The organism is Isoptericola halotolerans (genome assembly GCF_003003075.1).
Lineage (GTDB): Bacteria > Actinomycetota > Actinomycetes > Actinomycetales > Cellulomonadaceae > Isoptericola > Isoptericola halotolerans_A.
The window spans coordinates 192,795-215,013 of sequence record NZ_PVTX01000009.1; the positions used below are offsets into that span (position 1 = coordinate 192,795).

Sequence of the window (22,219 nt, forward strand, 5' to 3'; positions counted from 1 at the left end):
GCCGCCCCGCGGCGGGAGCCCGGTGCGGGGCTCATGGGCGCGGCCGGGTGACCGGCGTCGCCGGACGGGTCTGGGTGGGTAGCAGCACGGTGACCACCGTAGGTCCGCCGGCCGGGCTCGACAGGTCGAGCGTGCCGTCCACGGCGCGCACGCGGTCGACCAGGCCCGCCAGCCCGGTGCGGTGCCCGCTGCCGTCCGGGGCGACGACGGCGGCGCCACCCCGGCCGTCGTCGCGCACCCGCACACGCAGGCCGTCGGCCGTCCGCTGGACCAGTACGTAGGCGCCCGAGGCGTCGGCGTGCTTGACGACGTTGGTGAGCAGCTCCGCGACCGTGTAGTACGCGATGGACTCCACCGCCGGGGCGAGCCGTCCGCCTGCCTCCACGACGGGGTCGACGTCCACGGTCACCGGCACGGGCGCTCGGGCACCGAGCGTCTCCAGGGCGACCGCCAGGCCGCTGTCCAGGGCGGGCGGGTGGATGCCGCGGGCGATCTCGCGCAGCTCGGCCAGCGCCTCCTTGGTGGAGTCGTGGGCGGTGCCGACCAGGTTGCCGGCCAGCGCGACGTCGTCGGCGTCGTTGCCCGCCGCGAGCAGGTCGCGCGCCTCACCGAGCTGCATCGCCACCGCGACGAGCCGGGCCTGCGTGCCGTCGTGCAGGTCCCGTTCGATGCGACGCAGACGGTCGTCGGCGTCCTCGACCACGCCCGCCCGGGTCCGCTCCAGCTCGGCGACGCGCACGCTCGCGCGGGTGGGCCCGAGCAGCGCGCCCGCCAGCAGGCGGAAGAGCGCGACGAACGGCGCCTGGGCCAGGGGCCAGAGAAAGAGGAGCACCAGGCCCGCGGCCACGAGGAGCGTGTGGCGGGCCGGGCTGTCGGCGAACCAGTACCAGTCCCCCGCGACGATCGACAAGCCGCGGTGCGTCGTCCCGTCGGGGGCCTCCTGCAGCGGGAGGAACCGCGACCACACCCAGTGGGTCATCGCTCCCAGGGCGACCGCCAGGAACACGGTGGAGACCACGAACGACACGATCGCCAGGGGGAACGTCGCCGCCATGTACAGGATCGCCCGCCAGCCGGCACCGTCGCCGATCGTCCCGCCCAGCCGGCGCCAGAACCCGCGCCGGGTCCGCCGAGGCACCGGCTCGGCGATCTCGACACTCAGCAGGCGCCGTGACAACCGCCGGTACGCACCGCCCCAGCCGCGCCCGCCGAGCACGAGCGCGCCCGCGACGAACAGCCCGACCACGGTCACCGTGAGACCGACCGTGAGCACGGTGGTGAGGACCGCATAGGCGAACGCGAACGGAGCGAGCAGCAGCGCGACCCACAGGAAGCCGTAGGCCCGCCAGGTACGTCGCGCGAAGGGCGCCTCGAGGAATCCGGGCGCAGGCGTGAGGGCGGTCATGGTGACCATCCTGGCGGGTGCCGGGTCGCCCGCCCAGGGTGCGGGCCGCCGTCGGGCACGGGGGTTGTCCCCCGTACCCGCCGGCGCCGGCGTGACCGGTGCCGAGTGCCAAGGTCCGGACCGCTATGGGACGTCAATGCGGCGGGAACCTCGACACTCGGCGTCGCGGCCGGGGACGGTCAGTAGCGGTAGTGCTCCGGCTTGAACGGGCCCTCGACGGCGACCCCGAGGTAGTCGGCCTGGGCCTTGCTGAGCTCGGTCAGGCGGACGCCGAGCGCGTCGAGGTGCAGCCTCGCGACCTTCTCGTCCAGGATCTTGGGCAGGCGGTAGACCTGCCGCTCGTACTGCTGCTCGTCGGCCGGGCGGGCCATGTCGGCGAACAGCTCGAGCTGGCCGATCACCTGGTTGGCGAACGAGTTGGACATGACGAACGACGGGTGGCCCGTCGCGTTGCCGAGGTTGAGCAGGCGCCCCTCGGAGAGCACGATGATCGACCGCTCGCCACGCGCGGCACCGTCCGCGGCGGCCGGACCGCTGCCGGCCGGCATCGTCCACTCGTGCACCTGCGGCTTGATCTCGGTCTTGACGACACCGGGGACGTCGGCCAGCCCGGCCATGTCGATCTCGTTGTCGAAGTGGCCGATGTTGCCCACCACCGCCTTGTTCTTCATGGCGAGCATGTGCTCGGCGGTGATCACGCCGAAGTTGCCGGTGGTGGTGATGAAGAAGTCGGCCTGGTCGAGGACGTCCTCGATCCGCGCGACCTGGAAACCGTCCATCGCGGCCTGCAGCGCGCAGATCGGGTCGACCTCGGAGACGATGACGCGCGCTCCCTGACCGCGGAACGCCTCCGCGGCGCCCTTGCCGACGTCGCCGTAGCCCGCCACGAACGCGACCTTGCCGCCGATGAGGATGTCGGTGGCCCGGTTGATGCCGTCCGGCAGCGAGTGGCGGATCCCGTACTTGTTGTCGAACTTCGACTTGGTGACCGAGTCGTTGACGTTGATCGCGGGGAAGAGCAGCTCGCCCGACTCCGCGAGGTGGTACAGGCGGTGCACACCCGTGGTGGTCTCCTCGGTGACGCCGCCGATCTGCTGGGCGATGCCCGTCCACCGCAGCGGGTCCGCCTCGAGCGCGGCGCGCAGCAGGTCCCGCACCACGTTCATCTCCTGCGTGTGGTCGGGCTCGCCAGGCAGCGTGTTCGGCGGCACGACGCCGGCCCGCTCGTACTGCAGGCCGAGGTGGACCAGCATCGTGGCGTCGCCGCCGTCGTCCAGGATGAGGTTCGGGCCCTCGCCGGCCGGCCACACCAGGATCTGCTCGGTGCACGCCCAGTACTCCTCGAGCGACTCGCCCTTCCAGGCGAACACCGGGACGCCCTGGGGGTCCTGCGGCGTCCCACCGGGGCCGACGACGACGGCGGCAGCGGCCTCGTCCTGCGTGCTGAAGATGTTGCAGCTCGCCCAGCGGACCTCCGCGCCCAGCGCGGTGAGGGTCTCGATGAGGACGGCGGTCTGGACAGTCATGTGCAGGGAGCCGGCGATGCGCGCACCGGCCAGCGGCTGGGCGTCGCCGTATTCCTCGCGCAGGGCCATCAGGCCGGGCATCTCGTGCTCGGCGAGCCGGATCTGGTGCCGGCCCGCCTCGGCGAGGGCGAGCGAACGGACCTTGTAGCGGCCGGGGGCCTCGTCGAAGCCGGGGGTCGGCTGCGCGGCGGTGGCCGTGGCGGTGTCGGTCATGGGTGCCTCCTGGGGACGTCGTCGATGCTGTCGCGCGCTGGGGGCTCCCGTCGGCGCAGTGGGCGCACCACGCAGGGCGCCCACGCACCAGGGTAGTAGGTGCGTGGGCGCGCGGCCGGGCCGCCTCAGCGGGCCGTGGTGGGTCAGCCGTTCCGGGAGGCCCGGTAGCCGGCGTTGCGCGCGGCGGACTCGGTGGTGAAGCACTCCTCGGGGCTGGTGATCTCGTAGTACCGACCGCCCGGCACGTGGTAGATGCCGGACTGGTTGCCCTTGATGGGCGCCCAGCGCGGGCAGTCCCACTTGCTCACCGGAGACGTGCGCGATGGCCGCTTGCCCTGCCGCACCACGAGCTGCTGGGACAGCTTCTTGGTCTTCTTCGGCCCGTACACCTTGATCGTGCCGCGGGCGGTCGACTTCACGGTGTAGCGCTGGAACGTGACCTTGGTGGTCACCCGGTAGGTACCCGGCTTCAGCGAGACCTTCTTCTTGTTCTTCGCGATCGTCGTGCCCGACTTCTTGACGGTGAGGGTCTTGGACCGGATCGTGACCGTGCCGGACTTCGTGACCCGCGGCTTGATCGTGGCCTTGCCCCCGTACGGGGCGGTCTTCGTCGGGATCTTCTTGATCACGACCTTCGCCGGTGCCGTCGCCGTGCGGATGACGGACTGGACCGACGTCGCCGGGGTGGGGGCCGCCGCGGCGGCACTGGTGGCGACCGCGGAGCCGCTGGCCAGCAGCGCGCCGACCGCGATCGACGCGAGGATCTTGCGCATGGGTGGTCTTCTTTCGCAGGCCGGGTGAGAGCGCCCACCGCGACTCCGGCGTCACGTCACCGTCGCGGTGTCCCTGCAGGTCACGGCGCCGGTTCGGGCGTGGGCCGATGTTATGCCACGGCAACCGCCGATGGCGCCCCGGACAACGTTTTTCACCCGCCCACCGGAGCATGCTTGCCTCGGGCTCGAATGTTATCGATTCGTGATCTAAGGTCGATCAGATGACCTCGACGCCCCAGACGACACAGACGGCGCAGCGCAAGCACCTGCTGGACGTGCTCCGGTTCGGTGCGGCGTTCGCCGTCGTCGTCTACCACTTCACGGCCACCCCGACGGCGAGCCAGTACTGGGGCACCGACGTCTCGACGCTCTTCGAGGGCCTGAACCAGGTCTCCCGCTACGGCTGGCTGGCGGTCGAGGCGTTCTTCGTCATCAGCGGCCTCGCGATCCTGTGGTCCGGCCAGGGCCGCACCCTGGCGCAGTTCACCGGTTCGCGCGTGGGGCGCCTCTACCCGGCCCTGTGGGCCTGCGTGCTGGCGACCGCCGTCCTGCAGGCGTTCTGGTCGGGCGGCCGGGAGCTCAGCCTGGGCGACACCCTGCTCAACCTCACGATGGCGCCCGACCTCTTCGGGGCCGAGCTCTCCCAGGTCGTCTACTGGACGCTCCTCGTGGAGCTCAAGTTCTACGTCCTGGTCGGGCTGCTGATGCTCCTCGGCCCCCTCACCCGGGCACGCGCGCTCACCCTCGCGCTCGCGTGGCCCGCGGCCGGGATGCTGGTCCGGGGCTTCGGCTACCCGGAGGTCGCGGAGCACCTCGTCGTGCGCCACTCCGTCTACTTCGGCATCGGCATGGTCCTGTTCCTGCTCTGGCAGGACCTCGCGGCACACCGCGACCAGGTCGTGCCCGACGGCGGCACGCGCCGCGCGGTGGTCGTCGACCTCGCCGCGCTCGCACTCCTGCTCGGGCTCTCCGTGGACCGCGTCATGACGTCCGCGGACCAGGCGAGCAGCCTGCAGGGAGTGCCCGTGCACGCCGGTGTCGCCGTCCTGGTGCTGTTCGCCGTCGTCGGCGCCGTCTGGCTCGCCGTCCAGCCGTGGGCCACGGTCCGCAACCGGTACCTGGCCGGGCTGTGCCTCCTGGCGGGCGCGCTCACGTACCCCCTGTACCTGGTGCACACGCAGTTCGGGTGGGCGGTCACCGAGGTGCTGGCCGAGCGCGGCGTCGGCGCGCGGACCGCGCTCGTGGCGGCGACCGCGGTGTCGCTGCTGCTCGCCGCGGCCATCTACTACGCCGTGGAGAAGCCTTGCTCGGCACCGTTGCGCCGGGCGGTCACCCGCGCACTGGCCCCGGACCCCTCCCGTCGCGCCCTCGCGCCGGCCGTGCACGACGGCGGCACCCACCACGCGCGCGAGGCGATCGCCCAGGTGCAGCAGTCCCGGGTGGCCGCCTGACCTCGTTCGCCGTGACGAGCCCGGGAACGACGGAGCGCCCCCGCCGGACAGGTCCGGTGGGGGCGCTCCGTGCTGCGGGAGGCTGTGCCGCCGTGCAGCGATGCGTCAGGCGGTGACGATCAGCCCTCGAACGGGGGGATCACGTCGGGGTTCTCCTCGAGCCACGCCTCGACACCGGCGGCCGGGTCGTCCGGGAACTCGTTGACGACGGTGTCCTCCAGGGAGCCGTACTGCGCGTCGTCGAGCGTGATCTGACCGATCCACTCGGCGACCTCGGGGCGCTCCTCCGCGAAGCCGTCGGTACCGAGGAAGTGCAGGCCCTCGGCCTTGCCGAGCGCACCCTCCGGGTCCTCGAGCGTCTTGACCGGGTAGGAAGCGTTCGCCCAGAACGGCTGCCACAGCGTGACGAGGATGTCCTCCTCGTTCTCCGTGGCCTGCTCCAGCTCGGTGAGCATCGCCGTGGTGGAGGACGTCTGCAGCTCGTAGCCCGCCTCGTCCAGGCCGTACGTCGGGATGACGTTGTCCTGGACGGCCGCCGTCAGGCCGGCGCCCGGCTCGATGCCCGTGATGGTGCCGTCGAACAGGTCCGGGTTGTCGGCCAGCTCGGCGATCGAGTCGATGTCGGTGTACTCCGGCACCGCCATCGTCAGCTTGGCGTTGCCGTAGTACGTGCCGATGTCCTCGATGGAGTCGCCGTACTCCTCCATGTACTTGGCGTGGGTCACCTCGGGCCAGGCCGACGGGTACATGTCGACGTCGCCCTCGGCCAGCGCCGTGTAGAGCAGGCCGGCCTCCTGGACCTCCTCGTGCTCGACCGTGTAGCCGGCCTCCGACAGCACGTTGTCCAGCAGGTAGGCGGTGCTCAGCCCGTCGGTCCACGACGGGATGTAGCCCAGGGTGATGGTCATGTCCTCGGCGGCCGACTCCTCGGTGGCGCCGTCGGAGCCGGCGTCGTCCGAGGCGCACGCGGTCAGGGTCAGGCCGAGGGCCGCGGCGGAGACGAGGGCGACGCCCTGGCGCCGACGCAGATGCTTGCGATGGGTGCTCATGTGATGAGTTCCTTTCGTGTCGAGGGACGTGCCCCCGAGGGGACAGGTCCCGGGACATGGGTTCCGGGCAGGTCGGTTCCTGCTCGGCGGGACTGTGTGCGGCGGGGCCGTCAGACCGCGCCGGCCGTCGCGGCGCGCGCGCCGTCGCCCTTCCGGCTGCTGAGGATGGCGACCAGCGAGCGGCCGGTGGGCTGGCCGATCGCGCCGGTGAGCCGGTCGAGGAAGATCGCGAGGATCACCACGGACAGGCCGCCCTCGACGCCGAGCGGCACGTCGAGCGTGGAGATGGACGACACGACCTCGCCGCCCAGGCCTCCGGCGCCGACGATGCCGGCGACGACCGCCATCGACAGGGCCAGCATGATGACCTGGTTGACGCCGGCCATGATGGTCGGCAGGCCCAGCGGGAGCTGGATGCCGCCCAGGATCTGCCGCGGGGTGCCGCCGAACGCCTCCCCGGCCTCGACGGTCTCGGAGTCGACCTGCCGGATGCCCAGCTCGGTGAGCCGGACCCCGGGCGGCAGCGCGAAGACGATGGTGGCGCACACGCCGGGGACGACGCCGATCCCGAAGAACACGACCACGGGGACCAGGTAGACGAAGGCCGGCATGGTCTGCATGAAGTCCAGCACCGGCCGGACGAAGGCGCTGACGGCGTCGTTGCGGGCGGCGAGGATGCCGACCGGGACGGCGATGACGACCGCGATGACGGTCGCGACCAGCACCAGGCTGAGCGTCTCCATCGCCGGTTCCCACATCTCCATGCTGATGATGAGCAGCATGCCGACGGCGGTGAAGACGGCGAGCCCCCAGGACCGCACGAGCAGCGCGAGCAGGGTGAAGATCCCCACCATGACGAGCGGCGCCGGGAGCAGCAGCAGCTCGGTGATGCCGTCGATGAGGAAGGACATCACCGCGGTGATGCCGTCCAGCAACCACTCGAGGTTGTCGTTGACCCAGTCGATGCCGCTGTCGACGGCCTCGCCGATCGGCACCTTCGGGATGGTGGTGCCGTCAGAGGTGGACATCGGTGCCATCACTTCGCTCCTGCCGCATCGAGAACGGGCTCACCGTCGGCGGGGTCCTCGCCGTCCGCGGCCGTGTCAGCGCTGTCCGTCGCGGGGACGGAGAGCGCGCTGAGCAGCGTCACCCGCGGGATGACGCCCTGCAGCCGGCCGTCCTCGGCCACGACGGCCAGGGGGGCCCTGCTCACTGCCGCGTCGTGGAACAGCTCGGCCAGCGGGGTGTCCGGGGACACCTGCGCCACCGGTTCGCCGCTCAGCGGAAGCCGGTCGCTCCCCTGCCGCACGGCGTCGGCGACGTCGTTCTCGAACACGACACCGGAGACCTTCCGGTTCCGGCCGGTGACCAGCAGCGAGGAGACCTGGTGCTCGCGCATCAGCTTGTGCGCGGCCTTCGGGCCCGACTCCGGTCCGATGACGGCGACGGGGCGTTCCATGACGTCGCCCGCGGAGAGCACGCGCGACCGGTCGACGTCCGCGACGAACTGCGCCACGTAGTCGTTGGCGGGCTCGTTGAGGATCTGCTCGCTGGTGCCGACCTGCACCACGCGGCCGTCGCGCATCATCGCGATGCGGTCACCGAGGCGCATCGCCTCGTTGAGGTCGTGGGTGATGAAGAGGATCGTCTTGCCCAGCTCCGCCTGGAGCTCGAGCAGCTGGTCCTGCATCTCCTTGCGGATCAGCGGGTCGAGGGCGCTGAACGCCTCGTCCATCAGCATGATGTCGGTGCCCGCGGCGAGCGCCCGGGCCAGGCCCACGCGCTGGCGCATGCCGCCGGAGAGCTCGGAGGGCAGCGAGCCGCCCCAGCCCTTGAGTCCGACCAGGGCCAGCGCCTCCTCGGCGCGGGCCTCGCGCTCGGCCTTGTTCACCCCCCGCAGCTTCAACGGGTAGGCGGCGTTCTCCCCGACGGTGCGGTGCGGCAGCAGGGCGAAGTGCTGGAACACCATGCTGACCTTGGTCCGGCGCACCTCGCGCAGGCCGGCGGCGGACAGGTGCGTCACGTCCTGGCCGTCGATGCGCATGACGCCGTCGGTCGGTTCCAGCAGGCCGTTGACCATGCGGATCAGCGTCGACTTGCCGGAGCCGGACAGGCCCATGACGACGAAGATCTCGCCGGGCGCGACCTCGAAGGTCGCGTCGATGACGGCCGGCGTGAGGCCTTCTCGCCGCAGTCGGGCGCGGTCTGCGCCTTCCTTGAGCAGCTTGACGCCACGCTGTGGCCGGCGTCCGAAAATCTTTGTCAGGCCGTTTGCCTCGATGGCTGGCACGGTTCTCCCGGGTCGGGGACATTGACGTGCCGTCGAACCGCCCGTGGACGTGCCCGAGCGGGTCCTGGACCCGCACTCGACGGCCTGCGGGCCATGAGTCGGCATTCACGTTCTTTGCTCGAGCGTAGATCACACTCTGTACAGCTCCGGCGCGGCACCGGCAATATGGCGATGATCTTTATCACGCTGTGACCAAAAGTGCCTCTTCGGCCGGGACTTGGCGTGCAGATGGCCCGTGAAGATCCTCACGCCCCGCCACGGCCTAGAGTGACCCCGTGCATCGCGACCGCCTCCATCTGGGGCTCATGCTGGCCCTCACCTTCTCCACCGGTATCGCCGACGCCGTCGGCTACCTGGGCCTCGACCGGGTCTTCACCGGCAACATGACGGGCAACGTCGTCATCCTGGGCATGGCGCTCGCCGGGGCGGACGACCTTCCCGTCGTCGGCCCGCTGCTCGCCTTCGCGACCTTCCTGGCCGGTGCCGCTCTCGGCGGGCTGGTGGTGCGGTCCCAGGACGTCGGCTGGACCGGACGGACCACGGTCCTGTTCGGCGTCGTCGGCGTGCTGCTGGTCGCGATCGCGGTGACGCTGGCGGTGTTCGACGCCGACATGCCGTACGGCGTCCAGCTGGCGGTGACCGGTTCCCTCGCCGCGGCGATGGGCCTGCAGGCCGCCACGGCTCGACACCTGGCGGTCAAGGAGATCACCACCGTCGTGGTGACGAGCGCCATCACGGGCCTGGCGATGGACTCGCGCCTCGTCGGGGGCCACGGCAAGCACGTCCGGCGACGCGTCGCCGCGATCGCCCTGATCGGCGCCGGAGCGTGCGCGGGCGCGCTGCTGCTGCAGGTCCACGTCGCGTGGGGCGTCGCCCTCGCGGCGGCCATCACGCTGGCGGTCACCGTGCTCGGCCACGCCCGCGGCCGCGCCTCGGCAGCCGAGACCCCCGGAGGACGACCATGACGTTCACCCCACCGGACCCGCACCAGACCCGCCCCGACCTGCAGGGCACGTTCGGCATGGCGGCCACCACGCACTGGCTCGCCACGGCCACGGCCCAGTCGGTCCTGGAGCGAGGCGGCAACGCGTTCGACGCCGCCACGGCGGCCGCCTTCGTGCTGCACGTCGTCGAGCCGCACCTCAACGGGCCCGGCGGGGACATGACGGGCGTGTTCGCGGCGGCCGACGGCGTCCCGCGCGTGCTGGCGGGCCAGGGCCCCGCGCCGGCCGCGGCCACCATCGCGCACTTCCGGGACACCGAGGGCCTGGACCTGGTCCCGGGGGCCGGCGCGCTGGCCGCCGCCGTCCCCGGTGCCGTCGACGCCTGGTTCCTCCTCCTGCGGGACCACGGCACGTGGACGGTGCGCGACGTCCTGGCCCACGCCGTCGGGTACGCGCGGGACGGCCACCCCGTGCTCGGCGCCGTCGCCGCCACCGTGGAGCGCGTGGCCGGGCTGTTCACCGCGCACTGGCCCACGTCGGCCGAGCGCTGGATGCCGGGCGGCCGCCCTCCCCGCGCCGGGGAGGTCGTGACGAACCCCGAGCACGCGTCGGTCCTCGAGCGCCTGGCCGAGGCCGCCGACGACGCGCCCTCCCGGAGAGCGGGAGTCGACGCCGCCCGGGCCGCCTGGCGCGAGATCGTCGGTACCGCCGCCGAGTCGTTCGTCGCGACGCCGCACCGGCACTCCGACGGCCGTGACCACGCGGGCGTCCTCACCGCCGACGACGTCGCCCGCTTCGAGGCCGGCTACGAGCAGCCGACGACGGCGGAGTTCCGCGGGCGCACGATCGTCAAGACGGGCGCCTGGGGCCAGGGCCCGGTGCTGCTCCAGGCGTTGCAGATTCTCGACGGCTTCGACGGGTCCGACAGCGCACGCCTCGACCCGTCGACCGAGCGCGGCGCGCACACGATCCTCGAAGCCCTCAAGCTGGCGCTCGCCGACCGCGACACCTGGTACGGCGACACCGACGTCCCGCTCGAGCACCTGCTCTCCGCCGCGTACGCGGCGGAGCGGCGAGCCCTGATCGGCGAGACGGCCTCGCACGAGGTGCGTCCCGGCGTCGTCCCCGGACGGACCGCTCCCCCGCCGCCGCTGCGCCCGGCCGGTGGGACGCCGTCGGGCGCGGCTGGTGCGGCTGGTGCGGGCGAGCCGACCGTGCAGACGAACGGCACCACGAGGGGCGACACCTGCCACCTGGACGTCGTGGACCGGTGGGGCAACATGATCAGCGCGACACCGTCGGGCGGCTGGCTGCAGTCCTCGCCGACCGTGCCCGGGCTCGGGTTCTGCCTCGGCACGCGGCTGCAGATGACCTGGTTGGACGAGGACTCCCCGTCGCGGCTCGAGCCGGGGCGCCGGCCGCGGACCACGCTGTCGCCCACGCTCGTGCTGGACGCGGACGGCGTGGCCGTGATGGCGTGCGGCACACCCGGCGGCGACCAGCAGGACCAGTGGCAGCTGCCGTTCCTCCTGCGCGTGCTGGTGGGCGGCTACACCCCACAGCAGGCGATCGACGCGCCCGCCCTGCACACCACGTCGATGACCGACTCGTTCTGGCCGCGCACCTGGGTGCCCGGCGGGGCCGTGGTCGAGTCACGGATCGGTGCGGACGTGCTCGACGGGCTGGCGGCGCGCGGCCACGTGCTCACCGGGGCCGGCCCGTGGTCGCTCGGACGGCTCTCGGCCGTGACCCGGGACCCGGCGACCGGCGTCCTCGGGGCGGCCGCGAACTCCCGCGGCGCCCAGGGGTACGCGGCGGGGCGGTGAGCTCCGCGGCGCGAGTCAGCGCTCCGTCGGCGAACCCGCCGACCGACCGCGGTCGGTCGGAGCCACCGCCGACGCCTCGGCCCCCGCCCGACGCAGGTCCGGCTCCAGGTGGATGACCTGCGTGATGTCGACGGCGGCGCGCACCCGTGACTCGGCTGCGTCGATGGCGCGGGCGACGTCTGCGGCGGTCGCCGCGCCGTCCACCTCGATCTTGGCCGCGACCAGGATCTCGTCCGGACCGAGGTGCAGCGTCTTGAGGTGGATGATCGAGCGGACCTCCTCGCCGACGAGCGCCGACCTGATGGCCGTGACGTGCGCCCGCGAGGCGGACTCACCCAGCAGCAGCGACTTCGTCTCGATCGCCAGGATGATCGCGATGAGCACCAGGAGCACGCCGATGCACGCGGTGCCCGCGGCGTCCCACCGGCCGTCGCCGGTCAGGAGCGTCAGGCTCACGCCGAACAGCGCCAGGACCAGCCCGACGAGGGCCCCCAGGTCCTCCAGGAGCACCACGGGCAGCTCGGGCTGCTTGGCCCGGCGCACGAACTCCACCCACGAGGCGCGGCCACGGACCGCGTTCGACTCGTGGATCGCCGTGCGGAACGAGAACGACTCCATGACGATCGCCGCCACCAGCACCGCGAGCGGCACCCACCACCAGCGGCCCTCGATGGGCTCCGGGTGCTGCCACTTGTGGAACGCCTCGTACAGGGCGAACAGCCCACCGACGGCGAACAGCACGATCGACACGACGAACGCGTAGACGTAGCGCTCGCGTCCGTAGCCGAACGGGTGCTCCTCGTCCGCGGCACGCTTGGCTGCCCGGCCGCCGAGCAGCAGCAACGCCTGGTTGCCCGAGTCGGCGAGCGAGTGGACCCCCTCGGCCAGCATCGACGAGGCGCCGGTCAGCGCCCAGGCGCCGAACTTGGTGACCGCGATGCCGAGGTTCGCGAGGAGTGCGGCGACGACGGCCTTGGTACCGCCCTGTGCAGACATGGTCGGGATCCTATCGACGTCGAGCGTCGGGTGAGTCCCCGTCCGTCACGCGCTCCCCGCCGTCGTCCGTGCGGACGTCCGCCAGCCGCCGCAGCTCCGCCTCGTGACGCTCGATGGCGGCCTCGCAGGCCGCGACGAACCGTTCGAGGGACGCACCGGGCGTCACGTCTCCGAGGTAGTACTCGACCAGCCGACGCCGTTCCTCGCGCGCCGGGTCCTGCGTCGTCTGGGTGCGCAGCAGCTCCGCGACGTCCTCGACCCCGTCCACCCGGAGCCGGGGAGCCACCCGGAGCAGCGGCGTCGTCGCCACGGTCGCCCACGGGGCGGCGACGTCGGTGACGACCAGCGGACGGAGCGTCGGCAGCCACTCCGTGGCCGCCGCCGAGATGTCGCAGACGAGCACGTCGGCCTCGGCGAACGTCGCGGCCATCTCGCCCGTGGTGCGCACCTCGTGCCCGGCGCCGGGGTCCGCCACGGCCGCCGCCTCGACCACCTCCCGGACCTCGGCGTCGGCCGCGGCGTACGCGGGCGACCGCACGCCGGTCAGCGGGTGCGGGCGGTACAGCAGCCGCATCCCCGGCTCCGCGACCACCGCGCGGGCCAGGTCGGGGCCCAGCACGTCCACCGAGCCGTAGGCGACCGACGGGTTGGCACCCTCCCAGGTGGGCGCGTAGAGGACCGTCGAGCGGTCGGACGACGCACGCGAGACCGGGTCGGGGCCGAGCACGTCGAGCTGCGGGCGGCCCACGGGCACGCACCGCGCCGGCGCGTCGAAGTACGGCAGGTTGCGGGCGAAGCGGTCGACGGCGGCCTGGCCGGCCACGAACACCAGGTCGTACGCCTTGTGCTGGTTCGACACGGAGACGGTCTTGTCGGAGTCCCCGTGCAGCAACGAGACGTGCACCAGCCCGCCGAAGCTCAGCATCGTGAAGTTCTGCGGGCTGTGGTTGACGTAGAGCGCGAGCCGCACGTCGCTGCCGGTGAGGATCTCGTCCAGGGTGGCGTGCTGCGCCACCGTGACGACACGCAGCGACGACTCGGCGCGGAGCAGCCGCGCGGTCCGCGAGTCACCGGCGATCACTACCAGGGGGACACGGTGGTCGAGCGCCTCCAGTGCGGTGTACCACTGCCGGATCTGGTACATGCTCTCCGGCGGGTCCCCGAAGAAGACCACGGCGCGGGCGGACAGCGTGGCGCCCTGGAGGAACTCGTCCTCCCCCAACCCGTCGGGCACGCCCCCGGGAAGCATCCCCAGGCGGCGGATGAGCCGCCCGCCGGTGGACCGGACGGTACGGCGCAGCCCCGCACCGCGCGTCGAGCCCGCCATGAGCACCCCTCTTCCGCGATCTGCCGTCGATCGCCCGTCGAGCGACCATCCTCGCACCGGTCGGCCGGTGCCCCGTGTCACGGCGCCGGGCTACCGCCGTCGTCCTGACGGCTCCCGACCTCGAGGACCGTGCTGCGCCCCACCGTCTTGACGACGCGGAGCCGGCGGCCGTCGACGTGGAGGTCGCGCCAGTGCCGCACCACCGCCCGCTCGTGCGGGCGGTTCGTGTCGTCCAGGACCACGAGCGCGCCGTCGCGCAGGGACGGCATCAGCTGCGACACCGCGGGGAACCGGGCCATCTTCGCGGTCACGCCGGGAGGGCCGTCGACGAACAGCAGGTCGGCCCCGACGACGTCGTCCGGCCACCCGGACAGGTCGTACCAGGGCTGCACGGTCCCCAGCTCGGCGACCGGCGTCTCCACGAGCGGTGCGTCGATCACCGTGGCCCACGCCTCCAGCCCGTGTCGTTTGAGGTTCTCCCGGGTGACCTCGGCGTAGGCGGCGTCCGACTCGAGCGACCACACGTGCCCGCCGTTGCCCCGGTGACGGAGGGCCGCCGCGGTCCACAGGGTCGAGGCACCTGAGCCGCACTCGACGAGGGTCCGCCGGGCGTCGCGCCCCAGGATCTCGTCCACGAGGAACAGGATGGTCGGAGCGGTCGCGGCCCAGTTCGCGCCGAGCACCGGCATCGGCTCGTCGGTGGCGCCGATGAGCTGCGCGTAGCGGCGCTGCAGCTCGGTGTGCACGTACGGCTGGTGGTCGATCTGGCGGACGAGCCCCGCGATGCCGGCATGGACCGGCTGGATGCGACGCTGGACGATCGCCTCGACCTCCGCGGCCTCGAGGCCCTGTGGTTCGGCGCGAGCTGCCACCGACTCGGCCAGGCGTCGCGACGGCGCAGCCGCCTGACGGACCACGTCGGCGAGGGCCCGGAACGACAGGAAGGCCGCACCGCCCGTGGCGAGGACCGCGAGGGCCAGCAACGCGAGGGCCACGTCGGTGGCGCCGGCCAGGCCGGCCGCAGCGGCTCCGAGGGCGATCAGCCACGCCACGACCCAGGTGAGCTTGCGCAGAGCGTCAGTCATGTGCGCTTCCTTCCTCGTCGATGATGCGCAGCAGCTCGCGACCGCTGTCGCCGAGATCGTCACGCAGGCGCGTGCGATACGCCTCCATCACGCGGGCGGACCGCTCGACGAAGATCTCCGTGACGTGTCGTTCGGCGTCGGCGACGCCGTCGAGCCCGCGGAGCGTCTCGATCTCCCGCTCCAGGTGCGGGACCGTCGCCCGGACCGCCGGCCGGACGTCGCCGGCGTCCTGGTCGAACTGGCCGAGGAACCTCTTGACGAACCGTTCCTCCAGCGTGAGGGCCATGCCCGCGTCGTCCGTGGCGACCACCCGCCCGCCCCGGTTCCGCGAGAACTTCCAGAGGAACTCCTCCGCGGACTTCAGCGCGTAGTGGTGCAGGGCGGCGTGCCCCGTGGTCGGGCGGTCCGACTGCGCCTGCACCAGGTGCGGGGCGAGCGTCGAGGTGAACCAGGTGTGCGGCTCGCCGGTCGCCTCCCGGAACGCGAGGTGCTCGCGCTCCGTCGTGTACGGGAAGTGCGGTTGCGACCCGAGGATCCGGCCGGGTCGGGAGATCGACTTGATGTGGGCGTCGACGGGGGCCACGGCGGCAGGGAAACGCCGGGTGACCAGGTCGTCCGCCCAGCGCGTCAGCCCGCTGGGCCCCACGACCACCCAGTTGACCGCGATGACGTCCGTCTGCCGGGCCGCGTGCCAGTCCAGGAAGTCCGCCAGCCCGTCGGACGTCGCAGGGTCCAGGACCAGGAACTCGTCGATGTCCACGGTCATCGCCCACTCGAAGTCCAGCACTTCCGGCAGGACGGAGAAGGCATGAGCGTATGCCTTGGCCTGCGCCTTGGTCCCGGGGCTGATCTCGCTGTCCAGCCAGCGGATCACCCCCGCCTGCGCGAGCGCCGCGAGCAACCGGTCCGAACCGTCGTCGTTGTTGTTGCTGTAGACGAAGAACTCGTCGACGCCGAGGGCCCGGTGGTAGGCCAACCACTCCAGCAGGTAGACGCCCTCGTTGCGGGCCGTGGCCACGACGCACACCCGCCGGCGCGGCCGGACCTGGCTGCGGGCGTAGAACGCGACGACCTCGCCCGACGAGGCGGCGACGTCGCCCGGCCCCGCGGACCAGAGGACGTCGAGCTCCGTGCCGACCTTCTGGGTGCGCCAGGGCGCGTCGCCGGTGCCCCGGGTCTCGAGCCAGGTGCGCAGGCCGGGCAGCGACCGGGTCGTCCACGGGTCGGCGGGGAAGAGTCGCGCGAGCGTGGTCACGAGCCGCTCGTCGGCGACGACCCGCTGCGCCAGCTCGAGCAGGTCGTCCCGGGAGAGGAGCGGGAGCATCGTCGAGAACGCAGTCCGCGCCGTCGTGGCGTCCGGGTCGCCGAGCGCGGCGAGGACGTCGTGCACGCGGACGCCGGCACCCTGCCGCAGGTCCCGCGTCCGCACGTAGACCGCGGCGGCAGCAGCGAGGTCCGCATCGGTGCTCGCTGCGCTGCCCGCCGGCCCCGCCCCTGCGCCGGGCGACTCGAGCTCGAGCGTCTCGTCGGTTCCCACCGCGGTGATGCCCGGTCGCATGCGCGGCACGCCCGGCTCACCGTCGACGGGCGCCGGGGACAACCAGGTCCGCGTCCACAGGTCGCCGACGGCGACCGACGATCCCGAGCGCCAGTCCAGCCGTACGAGGTGACCGAGGGCACGTGGCGTGGCAGGCCCGAGGCCGAACTCGTGGCCGCTGCCCTCGCTGGTCCCCTCCCCGATCAGCAGCCCCAGCTCGGAGCCGGGCTCCCACAGGAGGCGGGCACGCTTCGCCCGCCGCCGCGTCTGGTCCAGGCGCGCACCCTTGACGGCCAGCGACGTCGCATGCACGGTGCGGAGCGTCGCGACACGCACGCCCGCGGTCGCGGTCGGAGACGTCGCTGCCGGCTGTTCGGCCGGCACCTCGCCGGCCGGCGCCTCCTCGGCCGTCCCCGCTGCGGCCGGGCGTCTCCTCCACCGGTCCAGCGCCCTCACGCGACCCGCTCCCCCAGGGGCTTGCCGACCCCGCGCGCCTCGGTCAGGTCCCGGACCCGCTCGACCACCCGCGCGGAGCTGCGGTCGTCGAGGTGGTCGAAGAACAGCCGTCGCCGGAACTCGTACGACTCGTCGACCCGGCGGTCGACGATGCCGTCGAGGGCGTCGTCGAGCTCGTCGAAGGTGCGGCAGATCGGCCCGGGGAACACGAGGTCCAGGTCGTAGAACCCGCCCCGTTCGAGCTGGTACGACTCGTCGTCGTACGCGAAGCTCACCATGGGCTTGCCGGTGAGCATGTAGTCGACGAACGCACTCGAGTAGTCGGTGATCAGGGCCGAGGACTCGCGGTACAGGACCTCGACGTCAGGGAACTCGTCCGCCGACAGGTCGATGGTCTCCAGGCCGGACAGCTGCGAGCCGTACATGCCTCCGGCGTCGGCCATGTGCTCCCGCAGGCCGAGGACGCACCGGTGCGTCTTCTGCCACTCCTCGAGGCGGGCGAGCTCCTCGGGCGAGAACCGGTAGGCGCCGCCGTCGTCCGCGTTGCGGAACGTGGGCATGAGCAGCACGAGCCGTCGGTCGCCCACGAGGTCCCGCAGCTTGGCCAGCTCGTCCCGGAGATCTGCGGGGAGCCGCTCCTCGTCGCGCAGGATGAAGTCGTTGCGCGGTAGGCCGGTGTTCCACACCTGGTGGAACGTCAGCGGGTAGAACGCGGCCGTCATCGCCAACGCGTCCACCTTCGACGAGGCGATGACGGCCCGGTACTGCTGCTGGTCCGCGTCCACCCGGTCCAGCCTGCCGAGGTAGTCGGCCGAGGCGTACCCGATCCGCTTGAAGGGGATGCCGTGCCAGAGCTGGATGAGGTTGTGCAGCTCGCTCGAGACCGGGTGCACCACGTTGCGGTACCGGCTGTGCTTGATGAAGATCGTGCCGGCCCGCATGACGCGGTGCTGGCCCTCGGGGCTCTCCAGCGGCACCACCTCGACGTTGACGCCGTCGACGACGACCTCCTTGTCGCGCGTCAGGACGATCTTGCGGATCGACGGGTCGTCTTTGACCTCCTCGAAGACGGCCCGCTCGTTGCCGGAGAACACGTGCGAGAAGCCGCAGACGGGGAACGCCCACCAGTCGGCGTGCTTGGGGCTCAGCCGGTCCGCCGCGGCGAACTCCTCCGGCGAGAGAAGCTCGTCCGGTACCGGGACGTCCTCGACGCCGGCCTCGCTGCCGATCGAGAGGTTGCGGCGCAGACTCTCGGGGTCGGCGACGCGGGCCAGGTTGCGCTCGATCGTGGCGACGTCGGCGCCGGGCACCTTGCGGCGCACGCGGTCCGCCCAGTCGGCGAGGCGTGGCACCTCGTAGTGGTTGCCGGTGAGGAAGACCCGCTTGAGCAGCGGGAAGCCCTCGTCCAGGAGCCGGAAGTACCACGGGGTGTAGACCGGGTGCAGCGGATAGAGCTTGCTGACGAACGTGTCGAACGGGTGGCCGTGGTGGACGAGCCACCGGGTGAGCCCGATCTCGTACTTCTGGACGATCGTGTGCTTCTTCTCCTGGTGCGCCACCGAGGCGAGATACCGGCGGAACTCCGGGTCGCGGATCACCGGCGTGCGATAGGCGAGGAAGTAGGAGCCCACCAGGAAGTCGTACGTGTAGTCCTGCTCGAACCGGTCGAGCAGCGGTCCTCGCACGGACTCCATCGGGATCGGCTCGTGGAAACGGTTCACCGGGACGTCCCGGGTCCGGAAGATGCCCTTCGTCGCCTGCAGGCCCCACCAGTCGCACGCCCTCGAGTCCATCTGCCCGAAGACGTCGTCGAGCGGCCGCAGGAGGTACCCGCTGTCGTTGACCAGGAGCAGCTCGTCGTACTCCTCGATCGCCGACCATCCCAGGCGCTCGACCAGTCGGGAGTAGGACCCGAAGTCGTACTCCCCGTGACGTTCCGCCCAGGCGCCCCGCGTGTGGTCCGCGAGCTTCGCGAGCTCCGACTCCGGCATCTCGCCGTCGGCCAGGTAGTACACGTCGGCGTGCCGGGCCAGCTCGCGCACGTAGGCGACCACGTAGTCGTCGACCACGCCCTGCGGGTCGTAGCCCGCGAACAGGCACACCCGCCGGACGGCGTGACCCTCGCCGAAGCGGTGGCCGATGCCCAGACGGCGCGACGGAGACGGCTCGGGGCGCGTCGAGAGGCCCTGCTGACGACCGACCTCGAGGTAGTGGACCAGGGGGTTGACGCTGTCGTCACCCGGGTCGAGGTGCTTCGACCAGTACCACCACGTGTCGAAGAGCGGGGAGGGGTTGCGCAGGTCCTGCCAGCCGTACTCGCAGAAGTGGGCCAGCGGGTTGCGCCGCACGCTGGGATTCATCCGCTGGTAGAAGCGGGTGTCGAACATCGGCGACGGGTCGAGGCCGTGGGCAGCGCCCTTGGCGACGTAGTGCTCGATCGGGTCCGTGCCCTCCGGGAGCTCGTCGACCGCGGACCCGGCGAGCTGGCCCAGGTAGTGGTCGACGTCGAAGGTGCCGGACTCGGCGATCACCTCGGCAGCTCTCCGGCGCCGCACGCTGACGTTGCCCTCGATCGTGGTGTACCAGCGCCGCGGCTGTCCCACGGACGCAAGGGGCTCCAGGTCCATCCCGCCGGCGACACGTCGACGGCGCGAGCCTGCGCCGGCCGTCAGGACGAGGTAGAGGTCGATCGTCTCCCCCTCGAACACCGTGAGGTCCCCGTCCGTCACGTGGGCTCGCCAACCCCGGGGGTCGTCCGTCAACGACATCCGCACCTCGAGACCTGTCGACCGCCCCACGAGCAGGAGGTGCGCGGCGCCCTCGTCACGAGGGGCGACGATCGTGACCCAGGCGTCGGTGGGATCACCGTCGAAACCCACCAACGTGGGCGGGGGCGGATCGCTTCCCGGCGCAGGCTTCCGCGCCAGCTGACCCAAGATTCGTCTCATCTGACGGTCTCCTGACGGTGTCTGACCAGAGAAGCACGGCGTGCGAGGTGACTGGTGCCATCGTGAGGTCCGGATCGAGATATCGCCAGTGCCAACCCTGCCAATTCGTCGCCGATCCCGCCTGTCGCCACTCCAGCGTGCCTCCAGACGGCGGCAGCGACCTTGTACGATGTCGTGGCCCACGACGGGCCGGGCAACGAGCGCTCCTTGCCCGCTTGACCCGAGCCCAGAGGATCTCAGCAACTTGACCAGCAGCGACACCAGCGCCACCTCCGTCAAGGGCCGACCGACGGGAGTCTTCCGGCCCGACATCGAAGGCATGCGCGCCATCGCCATCGGCCTCGTGCTCATCTATCACGCGGGCGTACGACAGCTGCCGGGCGGCTTCGTCGGCGTCGACGTCTTCTTCGTGATCTCGGGCTTCCTCATCACCGGTCTGCTCATCCGAGAGCTCGAACGCACCGGCCGGATCTCCTTGGCGACCTTCTACGCACGGCGCGCCAAGCGCCTCCTTCCCGCGACAGGCCTCGTGCTCGCCACCACGGCGCTCCTGACGTGGTGGACGGTTTCCGCGGTCGACTGGCGAGCCTTCGGCGGCGACATCGTGTCAGCCGCCCTGTATGTCGTGAACTGGCGGCTCGCCGACCGCTCCGTCGACTACCTCGCGGAAGACGTCGGAGCGTCCCCGGTGCAGCACTTCTGGTCTTTGGCCGTGGAAGAGCAGTTCTACATCGTCTGGCCGTTGTTGATCGTGGCACTCGCGTGGTGGCTGCGACGGCGTGGGCACATGCGGATCCGACCGGTGCTGACCGCCGGGATCCTGGCCGTGATCGTGCCCTCCCTCGCTTATTCGGTCTACCTGACGACGAGCAGCCCGGCGACCGCCTTCTTCGTCACTCCGACACGACTGTGGGAGCTCGGCATCGGAGCGCTGGTCGCGATCGGGACCACGGCATGGCTGCGCCTCCGCCGCAGCGCCGCGATCGTACTCGGCTGGGCCGGGCTGGCCGCGGTCATAGCGAGCGGATTCTGGTTCTCCACCAGCACACCATGGCCCGGCTCCGCGGCCCTCGTGCCGACCCTGGGTACCGCGGCGATGATCATCGCGGGATACACCTCAGGCCGCGCCGGGGTCGCTGGCGTGCTGTCCTGGCGACCGGCCGTCTGGGTCGGAGGTCTGTCGTACTCCCTGTATCTCTGGCACTGGCCGCTCATCGTGGCAGCGACCGCCTACTGGGGCGACCTCGGCGCTCGGCGAGGCCTCCTTGTCGTCGCTGCCTCGTTCATTCCGGCCTACATCTCGTACAGACTCGTCGAGAACCCTGTCAGGTTCGCGCCATCCCTGAAGTCCAACCGACTGAGCCTGTCCGTCGGCGCGAACTTCACGGCGGTCGGCGTGCTAGCCGGACTTCTTCTCGTCCTTGTCGTCCCGTCGAGCACCGGAGGTGGATCCGATCGAGAGGCACCGGGCGCATCGGCCATCGGCTCGGGTGCCGAACCGGAAGCCGGGACCACAGCGAGTCTCGCCGATGTCGAGTGGTACGTGCCAGATCCGGTCACGGCAGTCGAGGACGTGCCGCCATATCCTCCGGAATGCCAAGTCGACCAGCAGTCGCCGGTGCCGGTGCGTTGCGAGTGGGGCGACGTCGACGGTGACCTGACGATCGGCGTCGTCGGGGACTCGAAGATCATGCAGTGGTATTCGGCCATCGACGAGATCGCCAAGGACGAAGGCTGGAGGATCGTCTCCTACACCAAGTCGGCATGCGGCTTCCATGACGGCATGCAGGTCGCCAAGGGCGAGCCCTACGAGTCGTGTGCCGCGTGGAACGATGCGGTCTTCGACGAGCTCGTCGAGCTCGGACCCGATCTCGTCCTGACCTCCCAGCGCATCAACGACGTCATGTCCGACCCCGACGACGTCGAGAGCCGGTCGGTCGATGCGATGGTCGACGCGATGGTCCGGCGGTGGACCGCATTGACCGAGACGGGCACACCGATGATCGTTCTTCTCGACAACCCCAACCCAGGCATGGCCGTCTACGAGTGTGTCGCCGAGAATCCCGACGACCTCACTCAGTGCCAGTTCGATCTGGAAGAAGGCATCAGCCGAAGCGGCGCCCTGGCTCAGGTGCCAGCAGCGAAGAAGGTCCCGGACGCCAAGACGATCGACCTCCGCTCCGAGATTTGTCCAGGCGACCCGTGTGTTCCGGTCATCGGCAACGTGCTGCTCTACCGGCAGACGTCCCACCTGACCGACACCTATGCGCGCACATTGACCGAGCAGCTGCGCAACGAGCTGGTTCCAGCGGTCGAAGAGGTCTCGTGACGGGACACCCGGTGGTCCCCGGCGCCGCGGGCGACACCAGTCGGCCGAACGAGCGCTGTATCAT

At 71.6% G+C, this 22,219-nt stretch carries 15 protein-coding genes; 4 read left to right on the forward strand and 11 right to left on the reverse strand.

The features are described from left to right. Window positions 1-31: 31 nt before the first annotated feature. From BCL65_RS13910 to BCL65_RS13920, 3 genes are all read right to left on the reverse strand, one after another. Window positions 32-1,405: a sensor histidine kinase gene (locus BCL65_RS13910; protein ID WP_243401056.1), complete on the reverse strand. Its 1,374-nt coding sequence runs from the start codon at window positions 1,403-1,405 to the stop codon at window positions 32-34. Between the two features lie 179 nt (window positions 1,406-1,584). Next, a complete protein-coding gene (gene ahcY, locus BCL65_RS13915) occupies window positions 1,585-3,144 on the reverse strand; it encodes an adenosylhomocysteinase (protein WP_106269005.1) in 1,560 nt (519 codons plus the stop codon). Between the two features lie 143 nt (window positions 3,145-3,287). Then, entirely contained in the window at window positions 3,288-3,917 is a 630-nt protein-coding gene (locus BCL65_RS13920) for a sunset domain-containing protein (RefSeq protein WP_106269007.1), read from the reverse strand. Between the two features lie 221 nt (window positions 3,918-4,138). Here BCL65_RS13920 and BCL65_RS13925 point away from each other — a divergent pair, with 221 nt between their 5' ends. Next, entirely contained in the window at window positions 4,139-5,368 is a 1,230-nt protein-coding gene (locus tag BCL65_RS13925; RefSeq protein ID WP_181340741.1) for an acyltransferase family protein, read from the forward strand. Between the two features lie 119 nt (window positions 5,369-5,487). Here BCL65_RS13925 and BCL65_RS13930 read toward each other — a convergent pair whose 3' ends face one another. The 3 genes from BCL65_RS13930 to BCL65_RS13940 all read right to left on the reverse strand — a co-directional run bounded on the left by BCL65_RS13930 (window position 5,488) and on the right by BCL65_RS13940 (window position 8,707). Continuing rightward, a complete protein-coding gene (locus BCL65_RS13930) occupies window positions 5,488-6,417 on the reverse strand; it encodes a glycine betaine ABC transporter substrate-binding protein (protein ID WP_106269009.1) in 930 nt (309 codons plus the stop codon). A 110-nt stretch (window positions 6,418-6,527) separates the two neighbouring features. After that, window positions 6,528-7,445 carry an ABC transporter permease gene (locus BCL65_RS13935; protein WP_106269085.1) on the reverse strand — a complete coding sequence of 306 codons (918 nt, stop codon included), beginning with the start codon at window positions 7,443-7,445 and terminating at the stop codon, window positions 6,528-6,530. An 8-nt stretch (window positions 7,446-7,453) separates the two neighbouring features. Next, window positions 7,454-8,707 (reverse strand): quaternary amine ABC transporter ATP-binding protein, encoded by a 1,254-nt coding sequence (locus tag BCL65_RS13940; protein WP_106269011.1) that lies wholly within the window; start codon window positions 8,705-8,707, stop codon window positions 7,454-7,456. Between the two features lie 275 nt (window positions 8,708-8,982). On the opposite strand from BCL65_RS13940, the gene BCL65_RS13945 reads away from it, so the two are divergent. Both BCL65_RS13945 and BCL65_RS13950 read left to right on the forward strand, forming a co-directional pair. Further along, window positions 8,983-9,672, forward strand: a complete 690-nt coding sequence (locus BCL65_RS13945) for a YoaK family protein (protein ID WP_243401057.1) — start codon at window positions 8,983-8,985, stop codon at window positions 9,670-9,672. Then, window positions 9,669-11,477: a gamma-glutamyltransferase family protein gene (locus BCL65_RS13950; protein WP_106269014.1), complete on the forward strand. Its 1,809-nt coding sequence runs from the start codon at window positions 9,669-9,671 to the stop codon at window positions 11,475-11,477. The genes BCL65_RS13945 and BCL65_RS13950 overlap by 4 nt, the downstream gene beginning before the upstream one ends. Window positions 11,478-11,492: 15 nt before the next feature. Here the strand turns inward: BCL65_RS13950 and BCL65_RS13955 are convergent, their stop codons facing one another. The 5 genes from BCL65_RS13955 to BCL65_RS13975 all read right to left on the reverse strand — a co-directional run bounded on the left by BCL65_RS13955 (window position 11,493) and on the right by BCL65_RS13975 (window position 19,607). After that, a complete protein-coding gene (locus BCL65_RS13955; protein ID WP_106269016.1) occupies window positions 11,493-12,473 on the reverse strand; it encodes a cation diffusion facilitator family transporter in 981 nt (326 codons plus the stop codon). A 10-nt stretch (window positions 12,474-12,483) separates the two neighbouring features. Then, complete coding sequence (locus BCL65_RS13960) at window positions 12,484-13,800, reverse strand: CDP-glycerol glycerophosphotransferase family protein (protein ID WP_106269018.1); 1,317 nt, start codon at window positions 13,798-13,800, stop codon at window positions 12,484-12,486. A gap of 77 nt (window positions 13,801-13,877) precedes the next feature. Further along, window positions 13,878-14,885 (reverse strand): class I SAM-dependent methyltransferase, encoded by a 1,008-nt coding sequence (locus BCL65_RS13965; protein WP_106269020.1) that lies wholly within the window; start codon window positions 14,883-14,885, stop codon window positions 13,878-13,880. Then, entirely contained in the window at window positions 14,878-16,734 is a 1,857-nt protein-coding gene (locus BCL65_RS13970) for a glycosyltransferase family 2 protein (RefSeq protein WP_125206547.1), read from the reverse strand. The genes BCL65_RS13965 and BCL65_RS13970 overlap by 8 nt, the downstream gene beginning before the upstream one ends. A 140-nt stretch (window positions 16,735-16,874) precedes the next feature. Beyond that, a complete protein-coding gene (locus BCL65_RS13975) occupies window positions 16,875-19,607 on the reverse strand; it encodes a CDP-glycerol glycerophosphotransferase family protein (protein ID WP_181340742.1) in 2,733 nt (910 codons plus the stop codon). Between the two features lie 463 nt (window positions 19,608-20,070). On the opposite strand from BCL65_RS13975, the gene BCL65_RS13980 reads away from it, so the two are divergent. Continuing rightward, entirely contained in the window at window positions 20,071-22,155 is a 2,085-nt protein-coding gene (locus BCL65_RS13980) for an acyltransferase family protein (protein WP_165800026.1), read from the forward strand. Window positions 22,156-22,219: the final 64 nt, after the last annotated feature.